Here is a 22,548-nt window from a genome sequence, read left to right as displayed (position 1 = left end):
CAACAAAAAGCCCCTGACGGGGCTTTTTTATTGCGGCTAACACAACGCAGGATTAGTCGTCACAGTTCTTTTTCGCGTCAAACTTGCCTTTGCTGTTTGTCACCAGTACCTTCTGCGGCGCGCCAGTATCCGGGTTCGGCTCCACGGCAAAATGCCCGTCCACCACCAGCAAAATGGGTTTGGTCTCTGTGCCGCGCGCTGCGGCATAATCACGTTCAAGCTGCGCATTGCTGGCAACGGCCACTTTCATACCCGTGGCACAATCGGTAAAGACGGCGGTATCGGCCATGTACATATACATACCTCGCATCGCCATTGGCGTAGCAGGCAGTGCGGCTTTCACCGGTTGGAGAGTGTAGTTAAGCTGTGAGGTTATTGGATTGCCTTCTCTGTCCAGCATCTCCAGCGCTTCGCCTTTAGCACGGAAATAGGTTTTCTCACCGTGTGTATCGGTCAGAATAAGTTTATCCGCCGTGCGCGCCCATTTGCCGTACGAACCGAAAACGGATGGCGCTTTTCCGCCCTGATAGCGCTGGTTCATCACCCAGCTACCGTCTTTGGCCAGAAACAGAGACGTTTCAATGCCTTCACAATCCGCGCAGGGCAACACGCCGCGCCAACTCTGCTGCATCGGTTTCAGTTCTTCAACCTCCGTGGGCTGCACCATTTCAACATCGCCGCGGTTATTGCATCCGATGAGGGCGAAAAGCAATCCTCCCACCACCGCCGACAAAATCGCCTTATTCACTCGTTATTCCTTATGAATCGTTCTGTTGAAGTCCGTCAGCCATCATGACGACGAACCTTTCCACGTAGCGCTTTCACGGAAGACTTTTGCGCTTTCGTCGTGAGTCGACGCTCTTTCGAGGCGCGCGTCGGACGCGTAGCACGACGACTCTTCTGTACCACCGTCAATTCTTTTATTAACGCCACCAGGCGGGCGATCGCCGCTTCGCGATTCATCTCCTGGCTGCGGTACTCCTGCGCTTTTATCACTATCCAGCCTTCGCTGCTAATCAGATGGTGCGAAGCATCAAGTAAACGTGCTTTGTAATACTCTGGCAGGCTGGAGGCCCGAATGTCAAAACGCAAGTGAATGGCCGTTGAACTCTTGTTAACATGCTGGCCACCCGCCCCCTGCGAGCGAACTGCGGTGATCTCCAGTTCGTCCTCGGCAATAGCAACCGCACGGGAAATCTCAATCATTACGGCTGCTGCCAGGATTCAAGGTGGATCTCAAGGTTCTGACTGTCGTCGGAAAGCCAGATAGCGCCATCCTGCAACGTTGCCTGTAAATTCATGGTGCGATCGTCGGCAAAGCCACTCAGCCCGGCCAGTTGCGCATCATCAAGATACCAGATGCTCAGGTTGCTGAACGTCGCGCAGCGCGTCTGATTTTGCTGCCACCAAATTTGCGCCGCGCGTGAATTATAGGTAAATAACGCCACCTCTTTTGCCTGGGTACAGGCTTTCTTCAGCCGCTTTTCGTCCGGCAGGCCCAACTCGATCCACAGATCAATACCCAGATAGTCATTGCGCAGCCAGGCTTCCGGCTCATCTTCTGCGCTCAGCCCGCGAGTAAAGTGCAAACGCTCATCGGCATACTTTATCCAGGCCAGCAGACGCAGCATCATGCGCTCTTGTGTCTCGGAAGGATGGCGTGCCAGCGTCAATGAGGCATCTAAAAATTGGTTACGATCGAGATCGGCAACGTTGACCATTGCTTTATAAATTGTCGCTTTTAGCGCCATAACACCACTCCTTCATAAAATGGTCGCTATTGTAACGAATCCCGGCATAAAGCGCTGTTATCTCTTGGGCGTGCAGGTATTCATCACTCTGATAATGATTAACAAGCTGTGGTATAGTCACCTTGCTAAACAGAGTGTATGTTCGTAGGCTTAGTGTTATCTCACAGTAAAGTCAGGTTGCTGACAGGAGGTGATGTGAACAATTATTGTGAGTTAGTGCGTAAACGCTATGCAGAAATTGCCAGCGGAGATCTCGGGTATATCCCGGACGCGCTGGGATGCGTATTGAAAGTGCTAAATGAAATGGCGTCGGATGACACCCTTTCAGAGTCGGTCAGGGAAAAGGCGGCGTACGCTGCCGCGAACTTACTGGTGAGCGATTATGTCAATGAATGATGCCTATCAACCCATCAACTGTGATGACTATGACAACCTTGAGCTCGCCTGCCAGCATCATCTGTTACTGGCGCTGGAACTGAAAGACGGCGAGAAGCTCAGTGCCAAAGCCAACGATTTAGTCTCACGTAAAAATGTGGAGTATCTGGTGGTCGACGTGGCGGGCACCGCGCGCGAACTGCGTCTCGACAAAATTGCCAGCTTCAGCCATCCCGAAATCGGCACCGTTGTGGTGAGCGAGTCCTGATTGTTTTGCGGGCAGCGCATGTTGCCCGTTATCTTTGCTTCCACACCAGTTGCACGCCGTTCTGACCCGCTTCTTTGATACCCGCTTGTGTTACAAACACCTCTGCCGCCGCTATCAATGTTTCACCATAGAACAGCAGCGGCGTGGTATCGCGGCGCCAGGGGGGAACGCCAAGCTCCTGCCAAATCTTCTTCAGCTTGCGCCCACCGCTACGCCCGACAATGTGCAGTAACCCTGAAGCCTGGAAACGTACCGACACCGCTTCATGCGCCTGCGGTGCACGTAATTCACCGCCAGCCAGCAATGACAGCGTCCCCAGATCCGCCGGTAAGATCAGTGGTTCAGTCACGCAGGCCCACGCAAGCTGCGTCCCTCGCTGGCTAATACGCCGTTTGTTCCACCATAAGTTGCCGTGATAACGGCGAACGTCATATTCTCCCAGCCGCAGCGCGGGCTCAGCATCATCACGGGCTAATGCCACTTCCTGCCATAAACGGTGAAGCATCGCCCGCGAGGGCATCGCGGCTCCCTGCTGCGCCAACCAGCGACGCAGCAACGCATTACGTCTTACCTCACTGAGATCCAGCAATGAGGCAATATTCAGTGCGCCGTCGACAGTGGTCGCCATCGCCAGTTCGCTGGCCAGCAGTTCGTCCAGCAGTTGTTCCTGCTCTCCACACAGCGCAGCGCTACGCGCTGTGGCCGAGGCGAAATGCGGCCAGCGGGCGGTCAGTAAGGGCAAAATCTGTAAGCGTAAAAAATTACGATCAAAGCTGGCATCGGCATTACTTTCATCTTCGATCCAGCATAAAGCATGTGCCAGCGCCCACTGATGCAGCGCCTGTCGCGTGTGATTGAGAAGCGGGCGAATAAGCTGTGTTCCGGCAAACGGCAAACTTTCCGGCATTGCGGCAAGCCCGGCGGGCCCACTACCGCGTTTTAGCGCCAGTAAAAACGTTTCACACTGATCGTCTAAATGCTGGGCAGTCAGCAGGACTTCTCCGGCTTGCAAAGTCTGGCGAAAGGCCTGATAACGCGCATTACGCGCTTGTGCCTCAATACCTTCGCCATTATTCACCAGCGTCACGCGCACTATCGTTAACGGGATTTGCCAACGCGCGCACACCTGCTCACAGTGCTGCGCCCAATGGTCAGCATGGGAACTCAAACCATGATGCACATGGACAGCGCGCAGACGGATATCTGGCTGTTGTTCACGCAAGCACCACAGCGTGTGCAGCAATACGGTCGAATCCAACCCACCACTAAATGCCACCAGAAACTGGCGCGCGGTGGTTGGCATCGAATCGAAAAGGGGTGTGGTCATTGCAGTTATCAAAACGGAAACCTTGCCCGGCACGTTACCGGGCAATGCTTTGTGTGGCAAGTATTACTGCTGGTAAAGCTCCAGCGGCAGGCCATCAGGATCGTTAAAGAAGGTAAACCGTTTATCGGTATACGGGTCAATACGGATCGCTTCACACGTTACGCCATGCGCCTGAAGGTGCGCCACTGCCTGATCAATATCCTCGACGCTAAACGCCAGATGGCGCAAGCCGCAGGCTTCAGGGCGGCTGGGACGATGGGGTGGAAAGGGAAACGAAAACAGCTCAATCACATAATGCCCGTTCAGCGCGAGATCGCCTTTCCAGGAATCGCGGGCTTCCCGGTAGACTTCGCTTTGCAGCGTAAAACCGAGAATATCGCAGTAGAAGGCTTTGCTTTTGGCATAGTCCGTGGCAATGATAGCAATGTGATGAACCTGTTTTAAACCCAGCATGATCGCTCCTTTTTATTCCTCCCAGCACGTTAACTCTGCCCGCATTTGACCGCAACAGATCAGTGGACTTTTAGGACTCGTACCCGGTATACCCCCTCCTCGTCACGCTTCGCGCCATGAATGTCGGTTTCAAATCCGGGATAGTGGCGGCCGATCGCACACAACATCAGTAAAAAATCGAGCACTGGCCGGCTTGCTTCCGTAATCATCTCGCCGGGCATCACCAGCGGGACACCAGGCGGATATGGCAGGATCATATTGGCGGAGATGCGGCCACTCAGTTTCTCCAGCTCGATGGTTTCAATTTCGCCCTGGACCTGCCGCTGCCAGGCCTCATGCGGTGTCATTTTCATTTCCGGCAGCACGTCAAACGCCTGCAACATCAATCGAGGCAGATCGTGCTGGCGGATAAGCCGATGGATCCCCTGCGCCAGATCCTGAATCCGCATCGTGCGGTAGAAGTCCGGATCTTCGGCATAGAGATCCGGCAGCATATTTTTCACTCGCAGGTTCAGATCGTAGGCGCGCTTAAATTCCATCAAGCCGCGTAACAAACCCATAGCGCGGGTTTTATCAATACCAATGCTGAACAGAAACAGCAGGTTATATGGACCTGTTTTTTCGACCACCACACCGCGCTCGTCGAGAAATTTTGCCACCAGCGCCGCCGGGATCCCCTCGTCACTCATGTTTCCCCGCTCATCCATCCCCGGCGTTAAAATAGTGACCTTCACCGGATCAAGGAACATATGATCGGCATCAGCTTCCCGAAAACCGTGCCAGCTCTCTCCCGGCGCAACCGGCCAGCAGTCAGCTTCATCAATCTCTTCGGGTTGCCAGATATCGAAAAACCAACCCTCTGCTTCCTCTTTCAAACGCTGCACTTCTTTGCGGAAGTGCAGTGCACGTTCCACCGAACGGTTAATCAGTCGTTTGCCAGGGTTACCGCGCAGCATCGCAGCAGCCGTCTCAATTGAGGCCACCAATGGATAGCTCGGCGAGGTGGTGGTATGCATCATAAACGCTTCGTTGAACGTCTCTTCGTCATAGTCGCCTTTAATGTGGATCAGCGATGCCTGTGAGAAGGCCGCCAGCATTTTGTGCGTCGACTGGGTTTCAAAAAAGACCTTGCCCGGCATCCGTTCACCGCTCATACCGCTTTTGCCTGCATAGATCGGGTGAAAATTGGTGTACGGCACCCAGGCGGAGTCAAAGTGGATCGATGGAACGTCCAGCGTCTGTTTGATCCAATTGGTGTTATACAGCAGCCCATCATACGTAGAGTTGGTGATCACCGCATGCACTGGCCAGTGGGCTCCGCGAGTATTCGCCACCTTTTGCTCAATACTGGCATGGGTGAACTCACGGCGCGGGATCCCACCGAGGATCCCCAGCGCGTTACGACCCGGTTTCAGCCAAAGTGGCACGACATCGCTCATCATCAGTAGATGGGCCAGCGATTTATGGCAGTTACGATCGATAAGCAAGGTGCTACCGGCGGGCGCCGCATACATCCCCACAATTTTATTCGACGTCGAGGTGCCGTTGGTCACCATGTAGCTCTGCTCAGCGCCGAACGTGCGGGCAATGTACTCTTCCGCTTCGAGATGCGGCCCGGTGTGATCCAACAACGATCCCAGTTCCGTCACCGAGATCGACACGTCCGCTTTCAGCGTGTTGCCACCAAAAAAGTCGTAAAACAGGCATCCCACCGGGCTTTTCTGGTATGCAGTACCCGCCATATGCCCCGGCGTGCAGAAGGTGTATTTACCCTCTTTAACATAGGTGAACAGCGCCCGGGTAAACGGTGGCGTAATGTTTTCCAGGTACTCTTGCGTGTACTGGCCGATACGCGTCGCAATATCGTCGGCGGCGCTTAGCGCGTACTCAAAAAACCACAACGCCATACGCATATCCTGTGCGCTGACATCCATGGTCGAGTGTGTGTTGATAAAAGCGTAAAGCGGCAGGTACTCATTAAGTTGATTGATTTCACTGCACAAATCGAGGGAATACTCATCCCAGTCAAAGATCACCCCGCAGATGCGCGGGTTGTGTTCAATAAACTTCAGTAAGTCGTTGCTATTTTGCGGCCGGATAATCTGAAACCCTTGCGCCTGTAACGCCTGCTCCAGTTCCTTAATGGGTTCATCTTTGTAGAACGCGCCATGCGGTCCCATGATGGCAATAATATTCACGGCTACCTCCTTAAAATCATTAGCTAAGCATAGCTGAGGTAAACCGCAGATATAAAAAAAGCCGCACACAAGGTGCAGCTCGTTATTTCTGCCGGATGGCGCTCCGCCTCTCCGGCCTGCAGCACTATCAGGCGTAGCCGTAGCTCATCAGACGCTGGTAACGGCGGTTACGCAGATCGTCTTTGCTCAGCACATCCAGATCGGCCAGATCAGCCAGCAGTTGCGCTTTCAGCGACGCTGCCATTGTTTCCGGGTTGCGGTGCGCGCCGCCCAACGGTTCCGGGATAATGGAATCGATCAGCTTCAGCTCTTTCAGACGCGGGGCGATAATGCCCATTGCATCTGCGGCCAGTGGGGCTTTATCTGCGCTTTTCCACAGGATAGAAGCACACCCTTCCGGCGAGATAACGGAATAGGTGCTGTACTGCAGCATATTCACTTTATCGCCGACGCCAATCGCCAGTGCGCCGCCGGAACCGCCTTCACCGATCACGGTACAGATAACCGGCACATTCAGGCGAGACATCTCACGCAGGTTGCGGGCAATCGCTTCGGACTGACCACGCTCTTCAGCGCCCACGCCCGGGTAAGCGCCAGGTGTGTCGATAAAGGTGATGATCGGCATATTAAAGCGTTCAGCCATTTCCATCAGGCGCAGCGCTTTGCGATAACCTTCCGGCGCCGGCATACCGAAATTGCGGCGAATTTTTTCTTTGGTTTCGCGACCTTTCTGGTGGCCAATAACCATGACCGGACGACCATCCAGACGCGCGATACCGCCAACGATGGCTTTATCATCTGCATAGGCACGATCGCCTGCCAGTTCGTCGAACTCATCGAAAGCCAGACGGACATAATCCAGGGTGTATGGACGCAGCGGATGGCGAGCCAACTGGGCAACCTGCCACGCACCAAGATCGGCGAAAATTTTGCGCGTCAACTCTACGCTTTTTTCGCGCAGACGATGCACTTCTTCGTCGATGTTAATATCCAATTTTTCATCCTGACGGCCAACGGCGGTCAGAGAATCGATTTTCGCTTCCAGCTCGGCAATCGGCTGTTCGAAATCAAGGAAATTCAGACTCATAGTATTCCTGTATTAGTCAAACTCCAGTTCCACCTGCTCCGAACCTATGAGGCCACGCAAATCGTTAAGTAAACGATCGCTCGGAGAGACGCGCCACGTTGCGCCGAAGCGTAAACGCGCACGCGCATCCGTCCTCTGATAGTAGAGATGTACTGGAATGGTTCCCGAACGGTGCGGTTCCAGAGACTGACGGAGTCGGTTTAAAAGCTGGTCATCAATTTGCCTGTCCGTCAGCGAGATAGCAAGCCCACGGGCATATTTTTCCCGGGCTTCGTCAATGTCCATCACTTCGCGGGCGGTCATTTTAAGCCCGCCGCTGAAGTCATCAAAGCTGACCTGTCCGCTGACGATAAGTATGCGGTCTTTTTCCAGCAATTGCTGGTATTTATCCAGTGCGTCGGTGAACAACATCACCTCCAGACGCCCGGAACGGTCATCCAACGTACAGATGCCGATACGATTGCCGCGCTTGGTGACCATAACCCGCGCAGCAATGACGAGCCCCGCCGCCGTGGTCACTTTTCCACGTTCGGTCGGATGCATGTCTTTCAGCCGATAGCCTCCGACATAGCGCTCAATTTCTTTCAAATACTGGTTGATCGGGTGCCCGGTCAGGTACAAACCTAACGTTTCCCGTTCGCCATCCAGTTGGACTTGTTCTGGCCATGGCTGGCAACTGGCGTAGGACTGCTCAACTTGCTCCGGCTCTTCCGCCAGCACACCGAACATATCCGCCTGGCCGATCGCTTCCGCTTTGGCGTGCTGATCGGCCGCTTTCAACGCATCACCCAGCGAGTTCATCAGCGCTGCGCGATGCGGGCCAAGGCGATCAAACGCCCCGGACATAATCAATTTTTCAAGCACGCGGCGGTTCAGCTTTTTAATGTCCGTACGTGCGCACAGATCAAACAACTCGCGGAAGTAACCGCCGCTATTACGCGCTTCAATGATCGCTTCGATTGGGCCTTCACCCACACCTTTAATGGCACCGATGCCGTAGACAATTTCCCCGTCATCATTGACGTGGAAATGGTAAAGACCTGAGTTGATATCCGGCGGCAGGATTTTCAGCCCCATGCGCCAGCACTCATCCACCAGACCGACCACTTTCTCGGTGTTATCCATGTCCGCCGTCATTACCGCCGCCATAAACTCAGCCGGGTAGTGGGCTTTTAGCCACAGCGTCTGATATGACACCAAAGCATAGGCGGCAGAGTGCGATTTGTTAAATCCGTAACCGGCGAATTTCTCCACCAGGTCAAAGATTTTCATCGCCAGTTCGCCGTCAACGCCGTTTTTCTTCGCCCCTTCTTCGAACGTACCGCGCTGCTTTGCCATCTCTTCCGGCTTTTTCTTACCCATCGCACGACGCAGCATATCTGCGCCACCAAGGGTATAACCCGACAAGACCTGGGCAATCTGCATGACCTGTTCCTGATACAGGATAATGCCGTAGGTTGGCTCCAGTACCGGTTTCAGGCTTTCATGCTGCCACTGCACATCCGGATAAGAGATCTCCTCGCGCCCGTGTTTGCGGTCGATAAAGTTATCCACCATGCCCGACTGCAACGGCCCCGGACGGAACAGCGCCACCAGTGCGATCATATCTTCGAAGCAGTCCGGCTGCAGTCGCTTAATTAAATCTTTCATGCCGCGGGATTCAAGCTGGAATACCGCTGTGGTTTCCGAGCGTTGCAACATGTCGAAACTTTTCTTGTCATCCAGCGGGATGGCGGCGATATCCAGTGGCGGCTGCCCCTGTTTTTCGCGGCGGGCGTTGATCATCTCCAGCGCCCAGTTGATGATGGTCAACGTGCGCAGTCCGAGGAAGTCAAACTTCACCAACCCCGCGTATTCCACATCGTTTTTATCAAACTGGGTAACCGGGTGCTGACCGGCTTCGTCGCAGTACAGCGGTGCAAAATCGGTGATTTTGGTCGGTGCGATCACCACACCACCGGCGTGTTTACCGGCGTTTCGCGTCACACCTTCCAGTTTGCGCGCCATATCAATCAGCGCCTTAACTTCTTCGTCTGCTTCGTAAATTTCCGGTAGTTGCGGTTCAGCTTCGAAGGCTTTCGCCAGTGTCATGCCCGGATCTGGCGGGACCAGTTTGGAAATACGATCGACAAAGCCGTACGGGTGACCGAGAACGCGCCCCACGTCACGGATAACCGCTTTCGCCGCCATGGTACCAAAGGTGATAATCTGCGATACCGCGTCGCGCCCGTACATGTCCGCGACGTGCTCAATTACCTGGTCGCGCTTCTCCATACAGAAGTCAACGTCGAAATCGGGCATTGAGACACGTTCCGGGTTCAGAAAACGTTCGAACAGCAGGTCAAATTCCAGCGGATCAAGATCGGTAATTTTCAGCGCATAGGCCACTAACGAACCCGCACCAGAACCACGGCCCGGCCCTACCGGTACGCCGTTATCTTTCGACCACTGGATAAACTCCATCACGATCAGGAAGTAACCGGGGAACCCCATCTGGTTGATCACCTGGAGTTCAGTATCCAGACGTTGATCATATTCCGGGCGACGTTTAAGGCGCTCTTCTTCATCCGGGAAGAGGAATTTCAGACGCTCTTCCAGCCCCTCTTTTGACTTAGTAACCAGGAAGTCTTCGGTGGTCATTTCACCGGTCGGGAATTGCGGCAGAAAATACTCGCCCAAACGCACGGTGACATTACAACGTTTGGCGATTTCTACCGAGTTCTCCAGCGCTTCCGGAATGTCGGAAAACAGCTCGCACATCTCCTCTTCACTGCGCATATATTGCTGGGCAGAGTAGTTGCGCGGGCGTTTGGGGTCGTCGAGGGTAAAGCCGTCATGGATGGCAACACGGATTTCATGCGCGTCGAAATCGCCTGCCTCAAGAAAACGCACATCGTTGGTGGCGACAACAGGTAAACCGTGTTCTTCCGCCAGTTGCACCGCAGCATGCAGCCAGGTTTCCTCGTCAGCGCGCCCGGTGCGGATCAATTCCAGGTAATAACGATCGGGGAAATGCTCAATATAAAAAGCCAGGCACTGATCAACCAGCGCGCTGTTGCCGCGAAGCATACATTTCCCGACGTCCCCCATACGACCGCCGGAAAGCAGGATCAGTCCTTCGTTGAGTTCCAGCAACCAGTCACGATCGATCCACGGCCCTTGCGCACCGTAGCCCCGCTGGTAGGCGCGTGATATCAGCAGTGTCAGATTCTGATAGCCAACATTGTTGGCAGCAAGGACGGTCAGTTGCGTCAGCTCGTCGCCAAGAAGGTCGCATTGCACATGAAAGTCAGCGCCAACGATGGGCTTTATACCCGCCCCGTGCCCCGTTCCGTAGAACTTCACCAGACCACACAGGTTGGTAAAATCGGTGATCGCCAGCGCAGGCATGCCCAACGAGGCCGCCTTTTTCACCAGCGGCCCGGTTTTCGCCAGCCCATCGATCATGGAATAGTCGCTGTGCACCCGCAGGTGTACGAAACGTGGTTCAGCCATTTTCAGATTCCTTTAACGTCACCAGAATCAGGACACAAGGCCCAACGCGCGTTTAACCGGCGCAAAGCTGCGTCGGTGATGCTCGGTTGCGCCATGCTCCGCCAGCTTCTCCAGATGGAAAGCTGTGGGATACCCTTTATGTTGCGCAAAACCATATTGAGGAAATGTCAGATCGAGCGCGGCCATTTCGGCATCACGCGTGACTTTCGCGAGGATTGATGCCGCGCTAATTTCCGCTACCCGGCTGTCGCCTTTTACCACCGCCAGCGATGGCATCGGCAGTTGCGGGCAACGGTTGCCGTCTATCAGTACGAATTCCGGACTGATTGCCAACCCGGCGACGGCTCGCTGCATGGCCAACATGGTGGCATGCAGAATATTCAGCTCGTCAATTTCATGTGGCTCCGCGCGCCCCAGACTCCAGGCCAGTGCCTTTTCTTTGATTTCATGGTAGAGCGTCACACGGCGTTTTTCGGATAATTTTTTCGAATCGTTAAGGCCGAAAATGGGGCGTTCGGGATCGAGGATCACCGCCGCCGTTACCACCGCGCCCACTAATGGGCCGCGCCCTACTTCATCCACACCGGCAACCAAATGCGTGTGTGGATAAACAAACTCCATCATTTTGCCAGCTCCAGCACCGCATCCGCCGCCTGTTCATCGGCATTACAGCGAATCTGCTGATGCAGTTCGCGGAAAGTTTCATGCATGTCGTTACTGGTTTTGCCATTCGCCAGCAACGGTTCCAGCGCCTCAGCCAATGCTTGCGGCTGGCACGCCTCCTGCAACAGCTCTTTAACCAGCTCACGCCCGGCAAGCAGGTTTGGCAGCGAGACATAAGGCGTTTTTACCAGCCGTTTTGCCAGCCAGAACGTAAACGGCTTCATGCGATAGGCAACGACCATCGGGCACTTCGCCAGCATACATTCCAACGCCGCAGTGCCGGAGGCTAATAGTGCGGCATCGGCGGCAATCATGGCTTCGCGCGCCATACCATCAAGCAGATGCACAGGTAACTCCGGCGCGACCTCCGCTTTGATGCGTTCAAACTGCTCGCGACGTTTGGCATTAACCAGCGGTACAACCACTTCAAGATCGGGATAACGCGCACGGAGCAGCTGCGCTGTACGCAGGAAGTCGGCGCTCAGCATCTCAACTTCAGCGCCACGGCTACCCGGCAACAGCGCCAGACAGTGCACATCCCGGGCAAGACCTAAGCGTTCCCGAGCTGCATTTTTATCCGGATCCAGCGGCATTGCATCCGCCATGGTATGACCGATAAAACGGCACGGTACATTGAATTTGTCATAAAACGCTTTTTCGAAAGGCAGAAATGCGAGCACCAGGTCAGTGGCTCTGCCTATCTTGAAAACACGCTTTTGCCGCCACGCCCAGACGGACGGACTGACATAGTGAATCGTTTTGATACCCTGCTTTTTCAGATTGCCTTCGAGGGTAATGTTGAAATCCGGCGCATCTATACCGACAAACACGTCCGGTTTCAGTGCGCTAAAGCGTCGGGTCAGATCGGCGCGAATGTGCAGTAACCGGCGCAGGCGCCCCAGCACCTCAACGATGCCCATTACCGCCAGCTCTTCCATCTCATACCAGGCTTCACACCCTTCCGCCTGCATACGCGGCCCCGCAACGCCGACAAAGCGGGCATTGGGTACACGCGCTCTCAGTGCTCGAATAAGACCGGCACCAAGAATATCGCCGGAGGTTTCTCCGGCGACCAGGGCTATCGTAAGAGGACGATTGTCGACCATTAACGAATCAGACCGCGCGTTGAACGGTCGAAGAACTGCAGGAACGCATCAACTTCCGGATGCTTCGCCGCAAGCTCAGCAATCTCCGGTTTCGCCTCTTCCAGCGTCTTGCCGCTGCGGTACAGCAATTTATACGCGTTACGGATAGCCACTAACGCTTCTTTGCTAAAGCCGCGACGTTTCAGGCCTTCAATATTCACACCGAACGGCGTGGCATGGTTGCCCTGAGCGATCACATACGGCGGAACGTCCTGTGCGACACCGGAGCAGCCACCGACCATCACATGCGCACCGATGATGCAGAACTGATGCACTGCGGTCATGCCGCCGATAATTGCAAAGTCGTCAATGGAGACATGCCCCGCCAACGTAGCGTTATTCGCAAGGATGCAGCGATTACCCACAGTGCAGTCATGCGCAACGTGCGCATTGACCATCAGCAGGTTATCGCTCCCCACCTTCGTCAAGCCACCGCCCTGTACTGTGCCGCGGTGAATGGTGACGCTTTCGCGAATGCGGTTGCGATCGCCAATTTCCACGCGAGTCAGTTCACCAGCATATTTAAGATCCTGGTTAACTTCGCCGATGGAGGCGAACTGATAAATCTCATTGTCGCGACCAATTTTAGTGTGGCCATTCACGACAACGTGAGACTTCAGTACGGTACCCTCACCAATTTCAACGTGGGGTCCCACAATACAGAATGGGCCGATATGAGCGTTAGCGCCGATAATGGCGCCTTCTTCAATAACGGCGGTTGGATGAATAAAGGCGGTTTTATCAATCACGTATCAGGCCTCCCGGCTACGTGCACACATCATAGTAGCTTCACAAACAACTTTACCGTCTACCAGCGCAACACCTTTAAAACGGGTCAGGCCGCGGCGGGTTTTTTCGAAAGTGACTTCCATGATCATCTGATCGCCAGGCACAACCGGGCGCTTAAAGCGCGCTTCGTCGATGCCAGCAAAGTAGTACAGCTCACCCGGCTCCAGTTTTCCAACGCTTTTGAACGCCAGAATACCGGTTGCCTGCGCCATTGCTTCGAGGATCAGCACGCCCGGGAAAATCGGTTTGCCAGGGAAATGCCCCTGGAAAAACGGTTCGTTGACCGAAACATTTTTTACTGCGCGCAGAAAACGACCTTCTTCAAAATCCAGCACACGGTCTACCAACAAGAACGGATAGCGGTGCGGCAGAAGTTCAAGAATCTCTTCAATGTGCAGAGTATGAGTGTCAGTAGTCAAAATACTCTTCCTGTCCAAATATACTAAAAGGCAATAATAACACGGCCCGCGGCAATCTTGAGAATGCCCACAGGCCGGGATTTAAACGCGTTAAACGGTGATTGATTATTCTTGTTGATTAACCTTGCGCTCGACTGCTTTCAGGCGCTTGCTCATATCATCAATGTTCATCACCAGGGCTGCGGTTTTACGCCACACTTTGTTAGGCTGCAGCGGGATACCCGAAGAGTAAACTCCAGGCTCAGTGATAGGACGCATGACCATCCCCATCCCCGTTACGGTAACCTTGTCGCAAATTTCCATATGCCCGTTGATTACGCTGGCACCGCCAATCATGCAGTAACGGCCAATTTTCAGGCTACCCGCCATAATGACGCCGCCCGCAACCGCGGTATTGTCGCCAATCACGACGTTATGTGCAATCTGGCACTGGTTATCAATGATGACGCCATGGCCGATGCAGGTATCATCCAGCGCCCCGCGATCGATCGTCGTGCAGGCACCAATCTCAACATTGTTGCCGATAATGACGCGGCCAAGCTGTGGAATTTTAACCCAATTTCCGCGATCGTTGGCGTAACCAAAACCATCAGAACCAATCACCGTCCCGGATTGAACAAGGCAATTTTCGCCGATCTCAATCTCGTGGTAAATGGTAACATTGGCCCACAAGCGCGAACCTGCGCCAATTTTCGTATTTTTCCCGACAAAACAGCCAGCGCCGATAACCACGTTATCACCCAGCGTAACGCCGGATTCGATCACCGCATTCGGGCCAATCGAGACGTTATTACCCAGCGTTGCCGTTGCATCAATCACCGCGCCAGGGGCAATGTTTTGCGCCGGTTGCGGCGTGGTATCCAGAATTTGGGCCATACGCGCATAAGTCAGGTACGGATTTTTGACGACCAGCGCTGCGCTCCTGGCAAAAGGAAGATCGTCCTGCGTCATAACAACGGCGGACGCCTGGCATGCAGCCAGATGCTCACGGTATTTTGGATTTACCATGAAAGTGATGTGACCTGCTTGAGCAGATTGCATGGACGCAACGCCGGTGATGACGATATCGCCATCACCGTGTAGTTCTGCATCCAACTGCTGAGCTAAATCAGCCAGTCGAATTGAAGGCATTACTTATTTAACCTGTTTCAGTACATCAGCGGTGATGTCTTTGACATCATTGCTGTTGTAAATAACGGCGTTGGAAGGAACAACCAGATCGATACCCTGGTCCGCAGCAACTTTTTTCACTGCAGTCTGGATACGAGTAACCAGTTTACCGCGTTCTTCGTTAGAACGACGAGCCTGATCCTGTTCGAAAGCCTGCGCTTTCTGAGCAAATGCCTGGCCACCGGCAGCCAGTTCTTTTTCCAGCTTAGTGCGATCGGCTGGTTTCATCGTGGAACCATCACGCTGCAAACGCTGTTTTTTGGCTTGCAGGTCGGATTCCATGCTCTGCAGTTCGCTGGCGCGGCCGCCGAATTCGTTTTTCATAGTCTGAGAAACGCCGGAAGTCTGCGCGACCTGCTGTAACAGGTTACCCATATCAACAATCGCAATCTTGTCTGCTGCCTGAGCGGACGCTGCCATTGCCAAACCGAAACCTGCAGCTAATAACAACTTTTTCACAATTAACTCCTTACCATCCCGTTTGTACCCGGAGGTACAGCTCTTTGCGTGGCCGGGCCTTCTATGCAAGGCCTCAGCCATCACTATACTGCTGATACATTCCTTTGCAGCGATACGTTACCAGGTTTTACCAATGTTAAACTGGAACTGTTCCGCTTTGTCTCCATCGTACTTTTTAAACGGCTGGGCGTAGGAGAAGACCAACGGCCCCAATGGGGACATCCATTGTAAAGCAATACCTGCAGACATACGGATATTACTCGGATCACTATAATCCGGAATGCCCAGTGCTTTCATCTCTGCGGTATTTTGCCAGTTTGTATCCCAAACCGTACCCGCATCCCAGAAGAAGGACGTACGAACAGAGTTTGCATACTTGTCACTGATAAACGGCGTAGGCGTAATCAGCTCAACGCTGGCGACACCCATTGCGTTACCGCCCACCGCATCATTAGATTTACAGTAACCGCCGGACTGGTTACAGTTCTCCAGGCCCGTGTTGCCATAATAAACCGCTTTCGGACCAATGTTATTGGACTGGAAGCCACGAACGGTACTTGAACCACCCGCATAGAAGTTCTCATAGAATGGCATTTCCTTGCCACCTAAGCCATCACCATATCCCCAGCGAGTACGCCCCAGAACGACCCAATTGTGATCGTCATCAATAGGGAAGTAGGAAGCCGTATCGACAGTGACTTTGTAGAACTCGTTATCAGACCCCGGAACGGTCACTTTACCGTTCAGGTTAATACGTGAGCCTTTCGTCGGGAAATAACCACGGTCGAGGTTGTTATAGGTCCAACCATAGTTAAAGGTGAAGTCGTCAGCCGAGTAACCGTTATTGTCATCCGTCCGGCTGGCGTTCTGCCCTACGGAATCAAGGTAACGCCACATCGCCACCTGCGGTTCCATTTTGGACAGGGAGTTATGAACGTAACCTAAACCTGTACGCAGAGTGTTGTACTCGTTGATCGGGAACCCGAGGGTGCCATCCAGACCATAGCTCTTGTTGGTATACGAAGAGAGATCCGCATTGTCAGCTTTAAAGTCGTTATAGAAGATACGACCACCGAGGCTGACACCATCAACCGTAAAGTATGGGTTAGTGACCGAGAACTCAGAGTACGTCTGGTAATCGTTTTTGGTACCGCTGATGCCGACGGAGTACCCTGTACCCAGCCAGTTATCCTGCTGTACGCCAACCTGGAAGCTGACCCCACTCTCCGTGCCGTAACCTACGCCGAAGTTAAAGCTACCGGTGTTGCGCTCTTTAACCTTGTAGACAACGTCAACCTGATCCGGACTGCCGGGAACACGCTGCGTTTCAGTGTCTACCGTTTCGAAGTAGCCCAGACGATTGAGGCGCTCTTTGCCCTGGTCAACCAAATCGCTGCCCAGCCATGCACCTTCCATCTGGCGCATTTCGCGACGAAGTACGGAATCTTTAGAGGTGTCGTTGCCTTCAAAACGAATTTTACGCACATAGAAGCGGTTGCCGGCATCGACGTTGATGCGCAACCTAACCGTTTTATCGGTATCGTTGATTTCCGGCTGCGTCTGAACGCGCGGATAGGCATAACCATAGCGACCAAGAAGTTTTTTGATGCTGTCTTCCATTTTGGTCACTTTGGCACCGCTATACAGTTCGCCAGGTTCGACCTTCGTCAGACCTTCAATCTCTGCGGAGTGGCCAGCCAGATTACCGCTAACCTGCACGCCGGAGAGCTTGTATTGATCGCCTTCAGTCACGTTAACGGTAATGTAGATTCCTTTTTTGTCCGGCGTCAGGCTGACCTGCGTCGAATCAATATTAAAGCGGGCATAACCGCGATCCAGATAGTAACTGCGCAGTGTTTCCAGATCGCCAGCCAGTTTCTGTTTCTGATATTTGCGATCGCCGACGACGTTCCACCACGGAACTTCATCACGCAACTGGAAGGTGGAGATCAGTTGTTCAGTGCTGAATGCGTGGTTACCTACAATGTTGATCTGCTGGATCTGCGCAGACACGCCTTCCTGGAAAACCAGCTTCAGGTCAACACGGTTGCGCGGCAGCGGTGTCACAACAGCTTTAACGCTGGCGCTGTATTTACCGACGCTGTAGTAGAAATCTTCTAACCCTTTTTCAATATCGGACAGGGTTGTGCGGTCCAGTGACTCGCCCACACGCACGCCAGAAGCCTCAAGGTTCTGTTTCAGCATGTCATCTTTCACCGACTTGTTGCCGGAGAAGGTGATGCTGGCGATTGTCGGGCGTTCTTTCACCTGGACAAGAAGCGTATCACCATCGCGAAGGACGCGAACATCCTCAAAGTTGCCAGTGGCAAACAGTGCGCGAATGGTGTTACTGATATCTTCATCATTCACCGTATCACCAGGGCGTACTGGCATACTGAGGAGGGCCGCACCAACGGCGACACGCTGCAGGCCTTCGAAATGAATGTCCTTCACTACGAACCCGTCAGCACCGTATACGGTGGCGCTGCTAAACAGCAGCGACGCTATGAGCAACTTTTTCATCGCCATCGTTATTATGCGTTCTTCCTAACAAACTCTCTTACAAGCGAGAGAAATCATTGAAAAGTGCAAGCCCCATTAACAGCACCAGCAAAATAGAGCCAATGCGGTAACTAAAGTCTTGAACTCGCTCGGATACCGGTCCGCCCTTCAGCTTCTCGATCGCTAAAAACAGCAGATGCCCGCCATCAAGAACGGGTAATGGGAACAGGTTAATGATACCCAGGTTCACGCTTATCAAAGCGAGGAACATCAAGTAATAAATCAACCCGAACTCCGCTGACATCCCAGCCCCTTGAGCTATCGAAATCGGCCCACTGAGGTTGTTCAGTTTTACATCACCGGTGATCAATTTCCCCAACATACGGACCGTCAGTTTCATCAATTGCCACGTTTTATCCGTAGCTTCAGCGATGGCACTGAATGGCCCGTACTGGCGTACTGTCTTGTATTCGTCTGGCAGCGGAATAACTTTGGGCACAACGCCCGCAAAACCCTCTGCCTTGTTACCCGGCTTTGTATCCGGTATTAACGTTAAAGACAAGGGACTCCCCTGCCTTTCTACTTCCAGGGCTAACGATGTGCCGGGGTTATCACGAACCAGCGCCACAAACGTCATCCATTGCGTTAACTGCTGACCATCGACTTTAACGATCCTGTCGCCAGCTTGCAAACCTGCTTTGCTGGCCGCAGAGTTAGGCTGAACCTCTGCAAGCACCGGTTCTAGCTGCGCTGAACGCGGCTGAATCCCCAGTGACGAAACCGGATCTTCTTTATCAGGTTCAAAAGCCCAATGACGTAAATCCAGCACTTTGTCCTGACGATTGTTACTGCCGAAAGGCGCTACGCTGATCGTCGTCTGGCTGTCGCCGATTTTAGACACCAACTGTAAGCGCACAGCATCCCAATCAGGCGTTTCGATACCATCAATCGCTTTTAGTTCCGTGCCAGGTGCAATTTGCGCGACTGCGGCAATAGAGTTGGGCGTTATTTCGCCAACTACCGGGCGAACGCCAGGAACACCGATGATAAAGACCAACCAGTAGGCGAAGATAGCAAAGAGAAAATTGGCGATGGGGCCAGCGGCGATAACAGCGGCGCGCTGGCCGACTGTTTTATTGTTAAATGCATAATGACGCATCTCCGGTGCAACCGGCTCGACACGCTCATCCAACATTTTGACATAACCGCCCAGCGGAATAAGAGCGATAATGAATTCGGTGCCGTGTTTATCCGTACGGCGCCAGAGCGCTTTACCAAAACCAATGGAAAAGCGCTCAACCCGCACTCCGCAGCGGCGAGCAACCCAGAAATGGCCAAATTCATGCACGGTGATCAACACACCAAGTGCAACGATGAACGCCGCCAGATTCCAGAGAATGCTCAGCATAAAACCTTCCGTTAAATCGTCCTGAAAACCAGCAGTAACAGACAGGCAAATACAGGCACTGCCGCTGTCAGGCTGTCAATGCGATCCAGTATACCGCCATGACCCGGAATAAGATGACCACTATCTTTTATTCCAGCTTCACGTTTGAACATACTTTCCGTTAAATCGCCCAGCACTGACGCCAGTGCCGCGACCACTGAACAAATTAAAAGTGTTGAAGGCGCAACATCCAGATCCGCCCAGGCGCTATATCCCCATGAAATAACGCCAGCGGTCAGCAGCCCACCCAGAAAACCCTGCCAGGTTTTACCTGGAGACACTTTCGGGGCCAGCTTATGTTTGCCAAACAATTTACCAAACATATACGCGCCTGAATCCGCCCCCCACACCAGGATCATGACATACAGCAGCCACAGTGCACCGCCATAGTGATTCTGATCGTAGTGCCAGACCCGGAGCGCCAGCATACCCCAGAAAAAAGGAATAATCGTCAGTACGCCAAAAATCAGACGCAGAACTTTTGACTTACGCCACAACGCAGCGGATGCCGGATAACCCAGCACCAGCACCAGGGCAATCAGCCACCAGACCAGCGAAGCCCACAATGAGACCGCGACCATGGGTTGGTGAACATTGTGATGATATTCCGGCAGCATAATCAGCATAAACGCCAACAGAAGCCCGCATAATACCGCCAGCCAGATCCGCTGAGTACGAGATGTGAAGCCGCTTAATTGCCCCCATTCCCACGCTGCGAGCATACAAACGGCGAGCGTTACGATAGCAAACCCCACCGGAGGCAACAAAAAAAGTGCTGCGATAACAATTGGTATTAATACAAAAGCAGAAATCAGGCGATACTTCAGCAAAAGCAACCCCCATCAGGCTTTGTCGCCACCAGGCTCGGTGCCGCCGAAACGACGCTCTCGATTGGCAAAGGCATGTAGCGCACCTTCAAAGTCTTGTTCATCAAAATCGGGCCAAAGAACATCAGTAAAGTAAAGTTCGGCATAGGCAATTTGCCAAAGTAAAAAATTACTTATGCGATGTTCCCCACCAGTCCTAATCACTAAATCAACGGGAGCCAGTTCGTGCATGCAGATTTGCTTATTCAGCGTTTCTTCATCAATTTGATCCGGGCGTAATAACCCTTCCTGCACTTGCACTGCTAACTGACGGACTCCCTGAACAATATCCCAGCGACCACCATAATTCGCCGCGACATTCAACGTCAGCCCGGTGTTCTGGGCGGTTAACGCTTCCGCTTTACGGATTCGATCCTGCAAACGCGTATTAAAACGACTGGTATCGCCAATGATACGTAAACGCACATTATGACGATGCAAGCTTTTCACTTCGCTATCCAGCGCCCACACAAACAGCTCCATCAGCGCACTGACTTCCTGCGCCGGGCGGTTCCAGTTCTCGCTACTAAAAGCATAAAGCGTCAGCGCATCAATACCATTATTGGCGGCATAAGATACCGCACGGCGAACAGACTTTGCTCCAGCCCGATGACCAAAGGCCCGGAGCTTCCCTTGTCTTTTCGCCCAGCGACCATTGCCATCCATAATTATCGCTACATGGCGGCAGCCATGCGTTGGCAAACTTTCGCTTATCGGTTGGTTAGCAGACAACATAACGCGTTTTAGTCCCTGAAAAGGATTGAGCGGTACTCAGGAATACACAAGCCTTTACGCAAAAAAGCCGTGTAAACCACGGCTAACCCAACAACCCATATGACAAACTGGCTATTGGGTGGCGCAGACTATATCACCGAAGCCGAACGCTAACAAATAGCACCGTAACTCATGGCTGTAATATCACCAGCTTGCGAAGCGCGTCACTTGTCTTTGTGCGACTTCACGAGCCTGGGCATCCACAGACAATACATCGTCGATACTTTGCGGTTCACGTAAATCCAACTGCTCCAGAACAGACAGATTCAGAGCGGCTATATCCGTGAAACGAATCGCGGACGCCAGGAATGCCGAAACAGTGACCTCGTTTGCTGCATTTAATGCGGTTGTCGCTGCCTGTCCGTCGCTTGAAGCATCAATGGCCAGCTTCAGGCAGGGATAACGATCATAATCGGGCGCAGCAAAACTTAGCGAATTCAGTTTGCAGAAATCGAGGGCATTCACACCCGAAGGCACACGATCAGGCCAGGCCATCGTATGTGCAATAGGCGTACGCATATCCGGCTCACCCAGTTGCGCTAAAACACTGCCATCCTGGTAACGCACCATGGAGTGGATCACCGATTGCGGATGGATCAGCACTTCCATTTGGCGGGCAGAGGCATTAAACAACCAGCGTGCTTCAATGTATTCCAGACCTTTATTCATCATAGTGGCTGAATCAACGGAAATTTTACGTCCCATTGACCAGTTAGGATGGCGACATGCCTGATCCGGCGTCATCGCCGCCAGATCCGCTAATGGCGTCTCCCGAAATGGACCACCAGACCCGGTAAGCAGAATAGACGAAACGCCATTCTGCTCAAGATCAGCGTACCCCAGGTTTTGCTGAATTGTTTCCGGTAAACTCTGAAAAATAGCGTTATGCTCGCTATCCACCGGCAACAGCCGCGCGCCGCTTTCCTTCACTGCCTCCATAAACAAGCGACCACAGGTCACCAGCGACTCTTTATTCGCCAGCAACACCGTCTTGCCTGCGCGAATCGCAGCAAGCGTTGGCACCAACCCGGCAGCACCGACAATGGCTGCCATGACCTGATCGACATCACCCAGTGCAGCCATTTCGCAAGCCGCCTGCTGACCGCTCAGCACCTCAGTACGGCAACCGGTTTCTTGCAAAGCGATTTTTACCTGCTGCGCGCTCTGCACATCATCCATCACAGCAAAACGTGGGGTGAATTCCAGACACTGTTCAACCATACGGGCAACATTTTTGCCTGCCACCAGCGCAGTAACGGAAAAACGATCGGGATTGTGGCGAACCACATCAAGCGTGCTGCAACCAATAGAACCCGTTGAGCCCAGAAGAGTTAAATGCTTCATGAAACGCTCACAACGT

Annotated in this window: 21 protein-coding genes; 2 read left to right on the top strand and 19 right to left on the bottom strand. The window is 53.2% G+C overall.

Translation table 11 applies throughout. The annotated features are described in order from the left end of the window. Positions 1-52 precede the first annotated feature (52 nt). The 3 genes from nlpE to ABGA49_RS10310 are packed head-to-tail and all read right to left on the bottom strand — an operon-like array spanning position 53 to position 1,751. Positions 53-748 carry an envelope stress response activation lipoprotein NlpE gene (gene nlpE, locus ABGA49_RS10320; RefSeq protein ID WP_347665512.1) on the bottom strand — a complete coding sequence of 232 codons (696 nt, stop codon included), beginning with the start codon at positions 746-748 and terminating at the stop codon, positions 53-55. Positions 749-783: 35 nt separating this feature from the next. After that, positions 784-1,206: an alternative ribosome rescue aminoacyl-tRNA hydrolase ArfB gene (gene arfB / locus ABGA49_RS10315; protein ID WP_061497533.1), complete on the bottom strand. Its 423-nt coding sequence runs from the start codon at positions 1,204-1,206 to the stop codon at positions 784-786. Next, the gene (locus ABGA49_RS10310) at positions 1,206-1,751 is read right to left on the bottom strand and encodes a YaeQ family protein (protein ID WP_088237417.1); all 546 of its coding nucleotides are present in this window, start codon (positions 1,749-1,751) and stop codon (positions 1,206-1,208) included. The genes arfB and ABGA49_RS10310 overlap by 1 nt, the downstream gene beginning before the upstream one ends. A 195-nt stretch (positions 1,752-1,946) precedes the next feature. Here ABGA49_RS10310 and ABGA49_RS10305 point away from each other — a divergent pair, with 195 nt between their 5' ends. Both ABGA49_RS10305 and rof read left to right on the top strand, forming a co-directional pair. Continuing rightward, positions 1,947-2,147, top strand: a complete 201-nt coding sequence (locus ABGA49_RS10305) for a YaeP family protein (RefSeq protein WP_007373244.1) — start codon at positions 1,947-1,949, stop codon at positions 2,145-2,147. Continuing rightward, a complete protein-coding gene (gene rof, locus ABGA49_RS10300; protein ID WP_061497537.1) occupies positions 2,134-2,394 on the top strand; it encodes a Rho-binding antiterminator in 261 nt (86 codons plus the stop codon). The genes ABGA49_RS10305 and rof overlap by 14 nt, the downstream gene beginning before the upstream one ends. Positions 2,395-2,422: 28 nt before the next feature. Here rof and tilS read toward each other — a convergent pair whose 3' ends face one another. The 16 genes from tilS to ispC all read right to left on the bottom strand — a co-directional run bounded on the left by tilS (position 2,423) and on the right by ispC (position 22,532). Next, positions 2,423-3,721 (bottom strand): tRNA lysidine(34) synthetase TilS, encoded by a 1,299-nt coding sequence (tilS, locus tag ABGA49_RS10295; protein WP_347665511.1) that lies wholly within the window; start codon positions 3,719-3,721, stop codon positions 2,423-2,425. Between the two features lie 63 nt (positions 3,722-3,784). Beyond that, complete coding sequence (locus ABGA49_RS10290; RefSeq protein ID WP_061497541.1) at positions 3,785-4,174, bottom strand: VOC family protein; 390 nt, start codon at positions 4,172-4,174, stop codon at positions 3,785-3,787. Between the two features lie 59 nt (positions 4,175-4,233). Next, a complete protein-coding gene (locus ABGA49_RS10285) occupies positions 4,234-6,372 on the bottom strand; it encodes a lysine decarboxylase LdcC (protein ID WP_347665510.1) in 2,139 nt (712 codons plus the stop codon). 127 nt (positions 6,373-6,499) lie between these two features. Continuing rightward, complete coding sequence (accA, locus tag ABGA49_RS10280; RefSeq protein ID WP_061497545.1) at positions 6,500-7,459, bottom strand: acetyl-CoA carboxylase carboxyl transferase subunit alpha; 960 nt, start codon at positions 7,457-7,459, stop codon at positions 6,500-6,502. A 12-nt stretch (positions 7,460-7,471) separates the two neighbouring features. Further along, positions 7,472-10,954, bottom strand: coding sequence for a DNA polymerase III subunit alpha (dnaE, locus tag ABGA49_RS10275; protein ID WP_061497547.1), 3,483 nt, complete (start codon positions 10,952-10,954; stop codon positions 7,472-7,474). Between the two features lie 27 nt (positions 10,955-10,981). Beyond that, positions 10,982-11,578: a ribonuclease HII gene (rnhB, locus tag ABGA49_RS10270; RefSeq protein WP_088237414.1), complete on the bottom strand. Its 597-nt coding sequence runs from the start codon at positions 11,576-11,578 to the stop codon at positions 10,982-10,984. Continuing rightward, a complete protein-coding gene (gene lpxB, locus ABGA49_RS10265; protein ID WP_061497552.1) occupies positions 11,575-12,723 on the bottom strand; it encodes a lipid-A-disaccharide synthase in 1,149 nt (382 codons plus the stop codon). The genes rnhB and lpxB overlap by 4 nt, the downstream gene beginning before the upstream one ends. Beyond that, complete coding sequence (gene lpxA / locus ABGA49_RS10260) at positions 12,723-13,511, bottom strand: acyl-ACP--UDP-N-acetylglucosamine O-acyltransferase (RefSeq protein ID WP_061497554.1); 789 nt, start codon at positions 13,509-13,511, stop codon at positions 12,723-12,725. Before lpxA ends, lpxB begins: the two co-directional genes overlap by 1 nt. Before the next feature lie 3 nt (positions 13,512-13,514). Continuing rightward, positions 13,515-13,970 (bottom strand): 3-hydroxyacyl-ACP dehydratase FabZ, encoded by a 456-nt coding sequence (gene fabZ, locus ABGA49_RS10255; protein ID WP_007373234.1) that lies wholly within the window; start codon positions 13,968-13,970, stop codon positions 13,515-13,517. Positions 13,971-14,075: 105 nt separating this feature from the next. Further along, positions 14,076-15,101, bottom strand: a complete 1,026-nt coding sequence (lpxD, locus tag ABGA49_RS10250; RefSeq protein WP_134318844.1) for a UDP-3-O-(3-hydroxymyristoyl)glucosamine N-acyltransferase — start codon at positions 15,099-15,101, stop codon at positions 14,076-14,078. A 3-nt stretch (positions 15,102-15,104) separates the two neighbouring features. After that, the gene (gene skp / locus ABGA49_RS10245) at positions 15,105-15,599 is read right to left on the bottom strand and encodes a molecular chaperone Skp (RefSeq protein ID WP_061497558.1); all 495 of its coding nucleotides are present in this window, start codon (positions 15,597-15,599) and stop codon (positions 15,105-15,107) included. Positions 15,600-15,716: 117 nt separating this feature from the next. Then, a complete protein-coding gene (gene bamA, locus ABGA49_RS10240; protein WP_061497561.1) occupies positions 15,717-18,128 on the bottom strand; it encodes an outer membrane protein assembly factor BamA in 2,412 nt (803 codons plus the stop codon). Positions 18,129-18,159: 31 nt separating this feature from the next. After that, positions 18,160-19,509: a sigma E protease regulator RseP gene (gene rseP / locus ABGA49_RS10235; RefSeq protein WP_088237410.1), complete on the bottom strand. Its 1,350-nt coding sequence runs from the start codon at positions 19,507-19,509 to the stop codon at positions 18,160-18,162. A gap of 11 nt (positions 19,510-19,520) precedes the next feature. After that, positions 19,521-20,378, bottom strand: coding sequence for a phosphatidate cytidylyltransferase (gene cdsA, locus ABGA49_RS10230; RefSeq protein ID WP_061497565.1), 858 nt, complete (start codon positions 20,376-20,378; stop codon positions 19,521-19,523). A 12-nt stretch (positions 20,379-20,390) separates the two neighbouring features. Next, entirely contained in the window at positions 20,391-21,149 is a 759-nt protein-coding gene (gene ispU, locus ABGA49_RS10225; protein ID WP_061497567.1) for a (2E,6E)-farnesyl-diphosphate-specific ditrans,polycis-undecaprenyl-diphosphate synthase, read from the bottom strand. A gap of 183 nt (positions 21,150-21,332) precedes the next feature. Further along, the gene (gene ispC, locus ABGA49_RS10220) at positions 21,333-22,532 is read right to left on the bottom strand and encodes a 1-deoxy-D-xylulose-5-phosphate reductoisomerase (RefSeq protein WP_061500174.1); all 1,200 of its coding nucleotides are present in this window, start codon (positions 22,530-22,532) and stop codon (positions 21,333-21,335) included. Between the last annotated feature and the right edge of the window lie 16 nt (positions 22,533-22,548).

This window comes from Kosakonia sp. WA-90, assembly GCF_039871955.1.
Classification (GTDB): Bacteria; Pseudomonadota; Gammaproteobacteria; order Enterobacterales; family Enterobacteriaceae; genus Kosakonia; species Kosakonia oryzendophytica.
The sequence above is the reverse complement of the archived record's forward strand: the minus strand, read 5'-3'. Positions and strand labels throughout refer to the sequence as shown.

Bases quoted from the DNA above. Each gene is read 5' to 3' on its own strand.
- arfB (WP_061497533.1), bottom strand. From the start codon at position 1,206: ATGATTGAGATTTCCCGTGCGGTTGCTATTGCCGAGGACGAACTGGAG.
- accA (WP_061497545.1), bottom strand. From the start codon at position 7,459: ATGAGTCTGAATTTCCTTGATTTCGAACAGCCGATTGCCGAGCTGGAA.
- dnaE (WP_061497547.1), bottom strand. From the start codon at position 10,954: ATGGCTGAACCACGTTTCGTACACCTGCGGGTGCACAGCGACTATTCC.
- rseP (WP_088237410.1), bottom strand. From the start codon at position 19,509: ATGCTGAGCATTCTCTGGAATCTGGCGGCGTTCATCGTTGCACTTGGT.
- rof (WP_061497537.1), top strand. From the start codon at position 2,134: ATGTCAATGAATGATGCCTATCAACCCATCAACTGTGATGACTATGAC.
- ispC (WP_061500174.1), bottom strand. From the start codon at position 22,532: ATGAAGCATTTAACTCTTCTGGGCTCAACGGGTTCTATTGGTTGCAGC.
- ABGA49_RS10310 (WP_088237417.1), bottom strand. From the start codon at position 1,751: ATGGCGCTAAAAGCGACAATTTATAAAGCAATGGTCAACGTTGCCGAT.
- ispU (WP_061497567.1), bottom strand. From the start codon at position 21,149: ATGTTGTCTGCTAACCAACCGATAAGCGAAAGTTTGCCAACGCATGGC.
- rnhB (WP_088237414.1), bottom strand. From the start codon at position 11,578: ATGATGGAGTTTGTTTATCCACACACGCATTTGGTTGCCGGTGTGGAT.
- lpxD (WP_134318844.1), bottom strand. From the start codon at position 15,101: ATGCCTTCAATTCGACTGGCTGATTTAGCTCAGCAGTTGGATGCAGAA.
- bamA (WP_061497561.1), bottom strand. From the start codon at position 18,128: ATGGCGATGAAAAAGTTGCTCATAGCGTCGCTGCTGTTTAGCAGCGCC.
- ABGA49_RS10290 (WP_061497541.1), bottom strand. From the start codon at position 4,174: ATGCTGGGTTTAAAACAGGTTCATCACATTGCTATCATTGCCACGGAC.
- lpxB (WP_061497552.1), bottom strand. From the start codon at position 12,723: ATGGTCGACAATCGTCCTCTTACGATAGCCCTGGTCGCCGGAGAAACC.
- tilS (WP_347665511.1), bottom strand. From the start codon at position 3,721: ATGACCACACCCCTTTTCGATTCGATGCCAACCACCGCGCGCCAGTTT.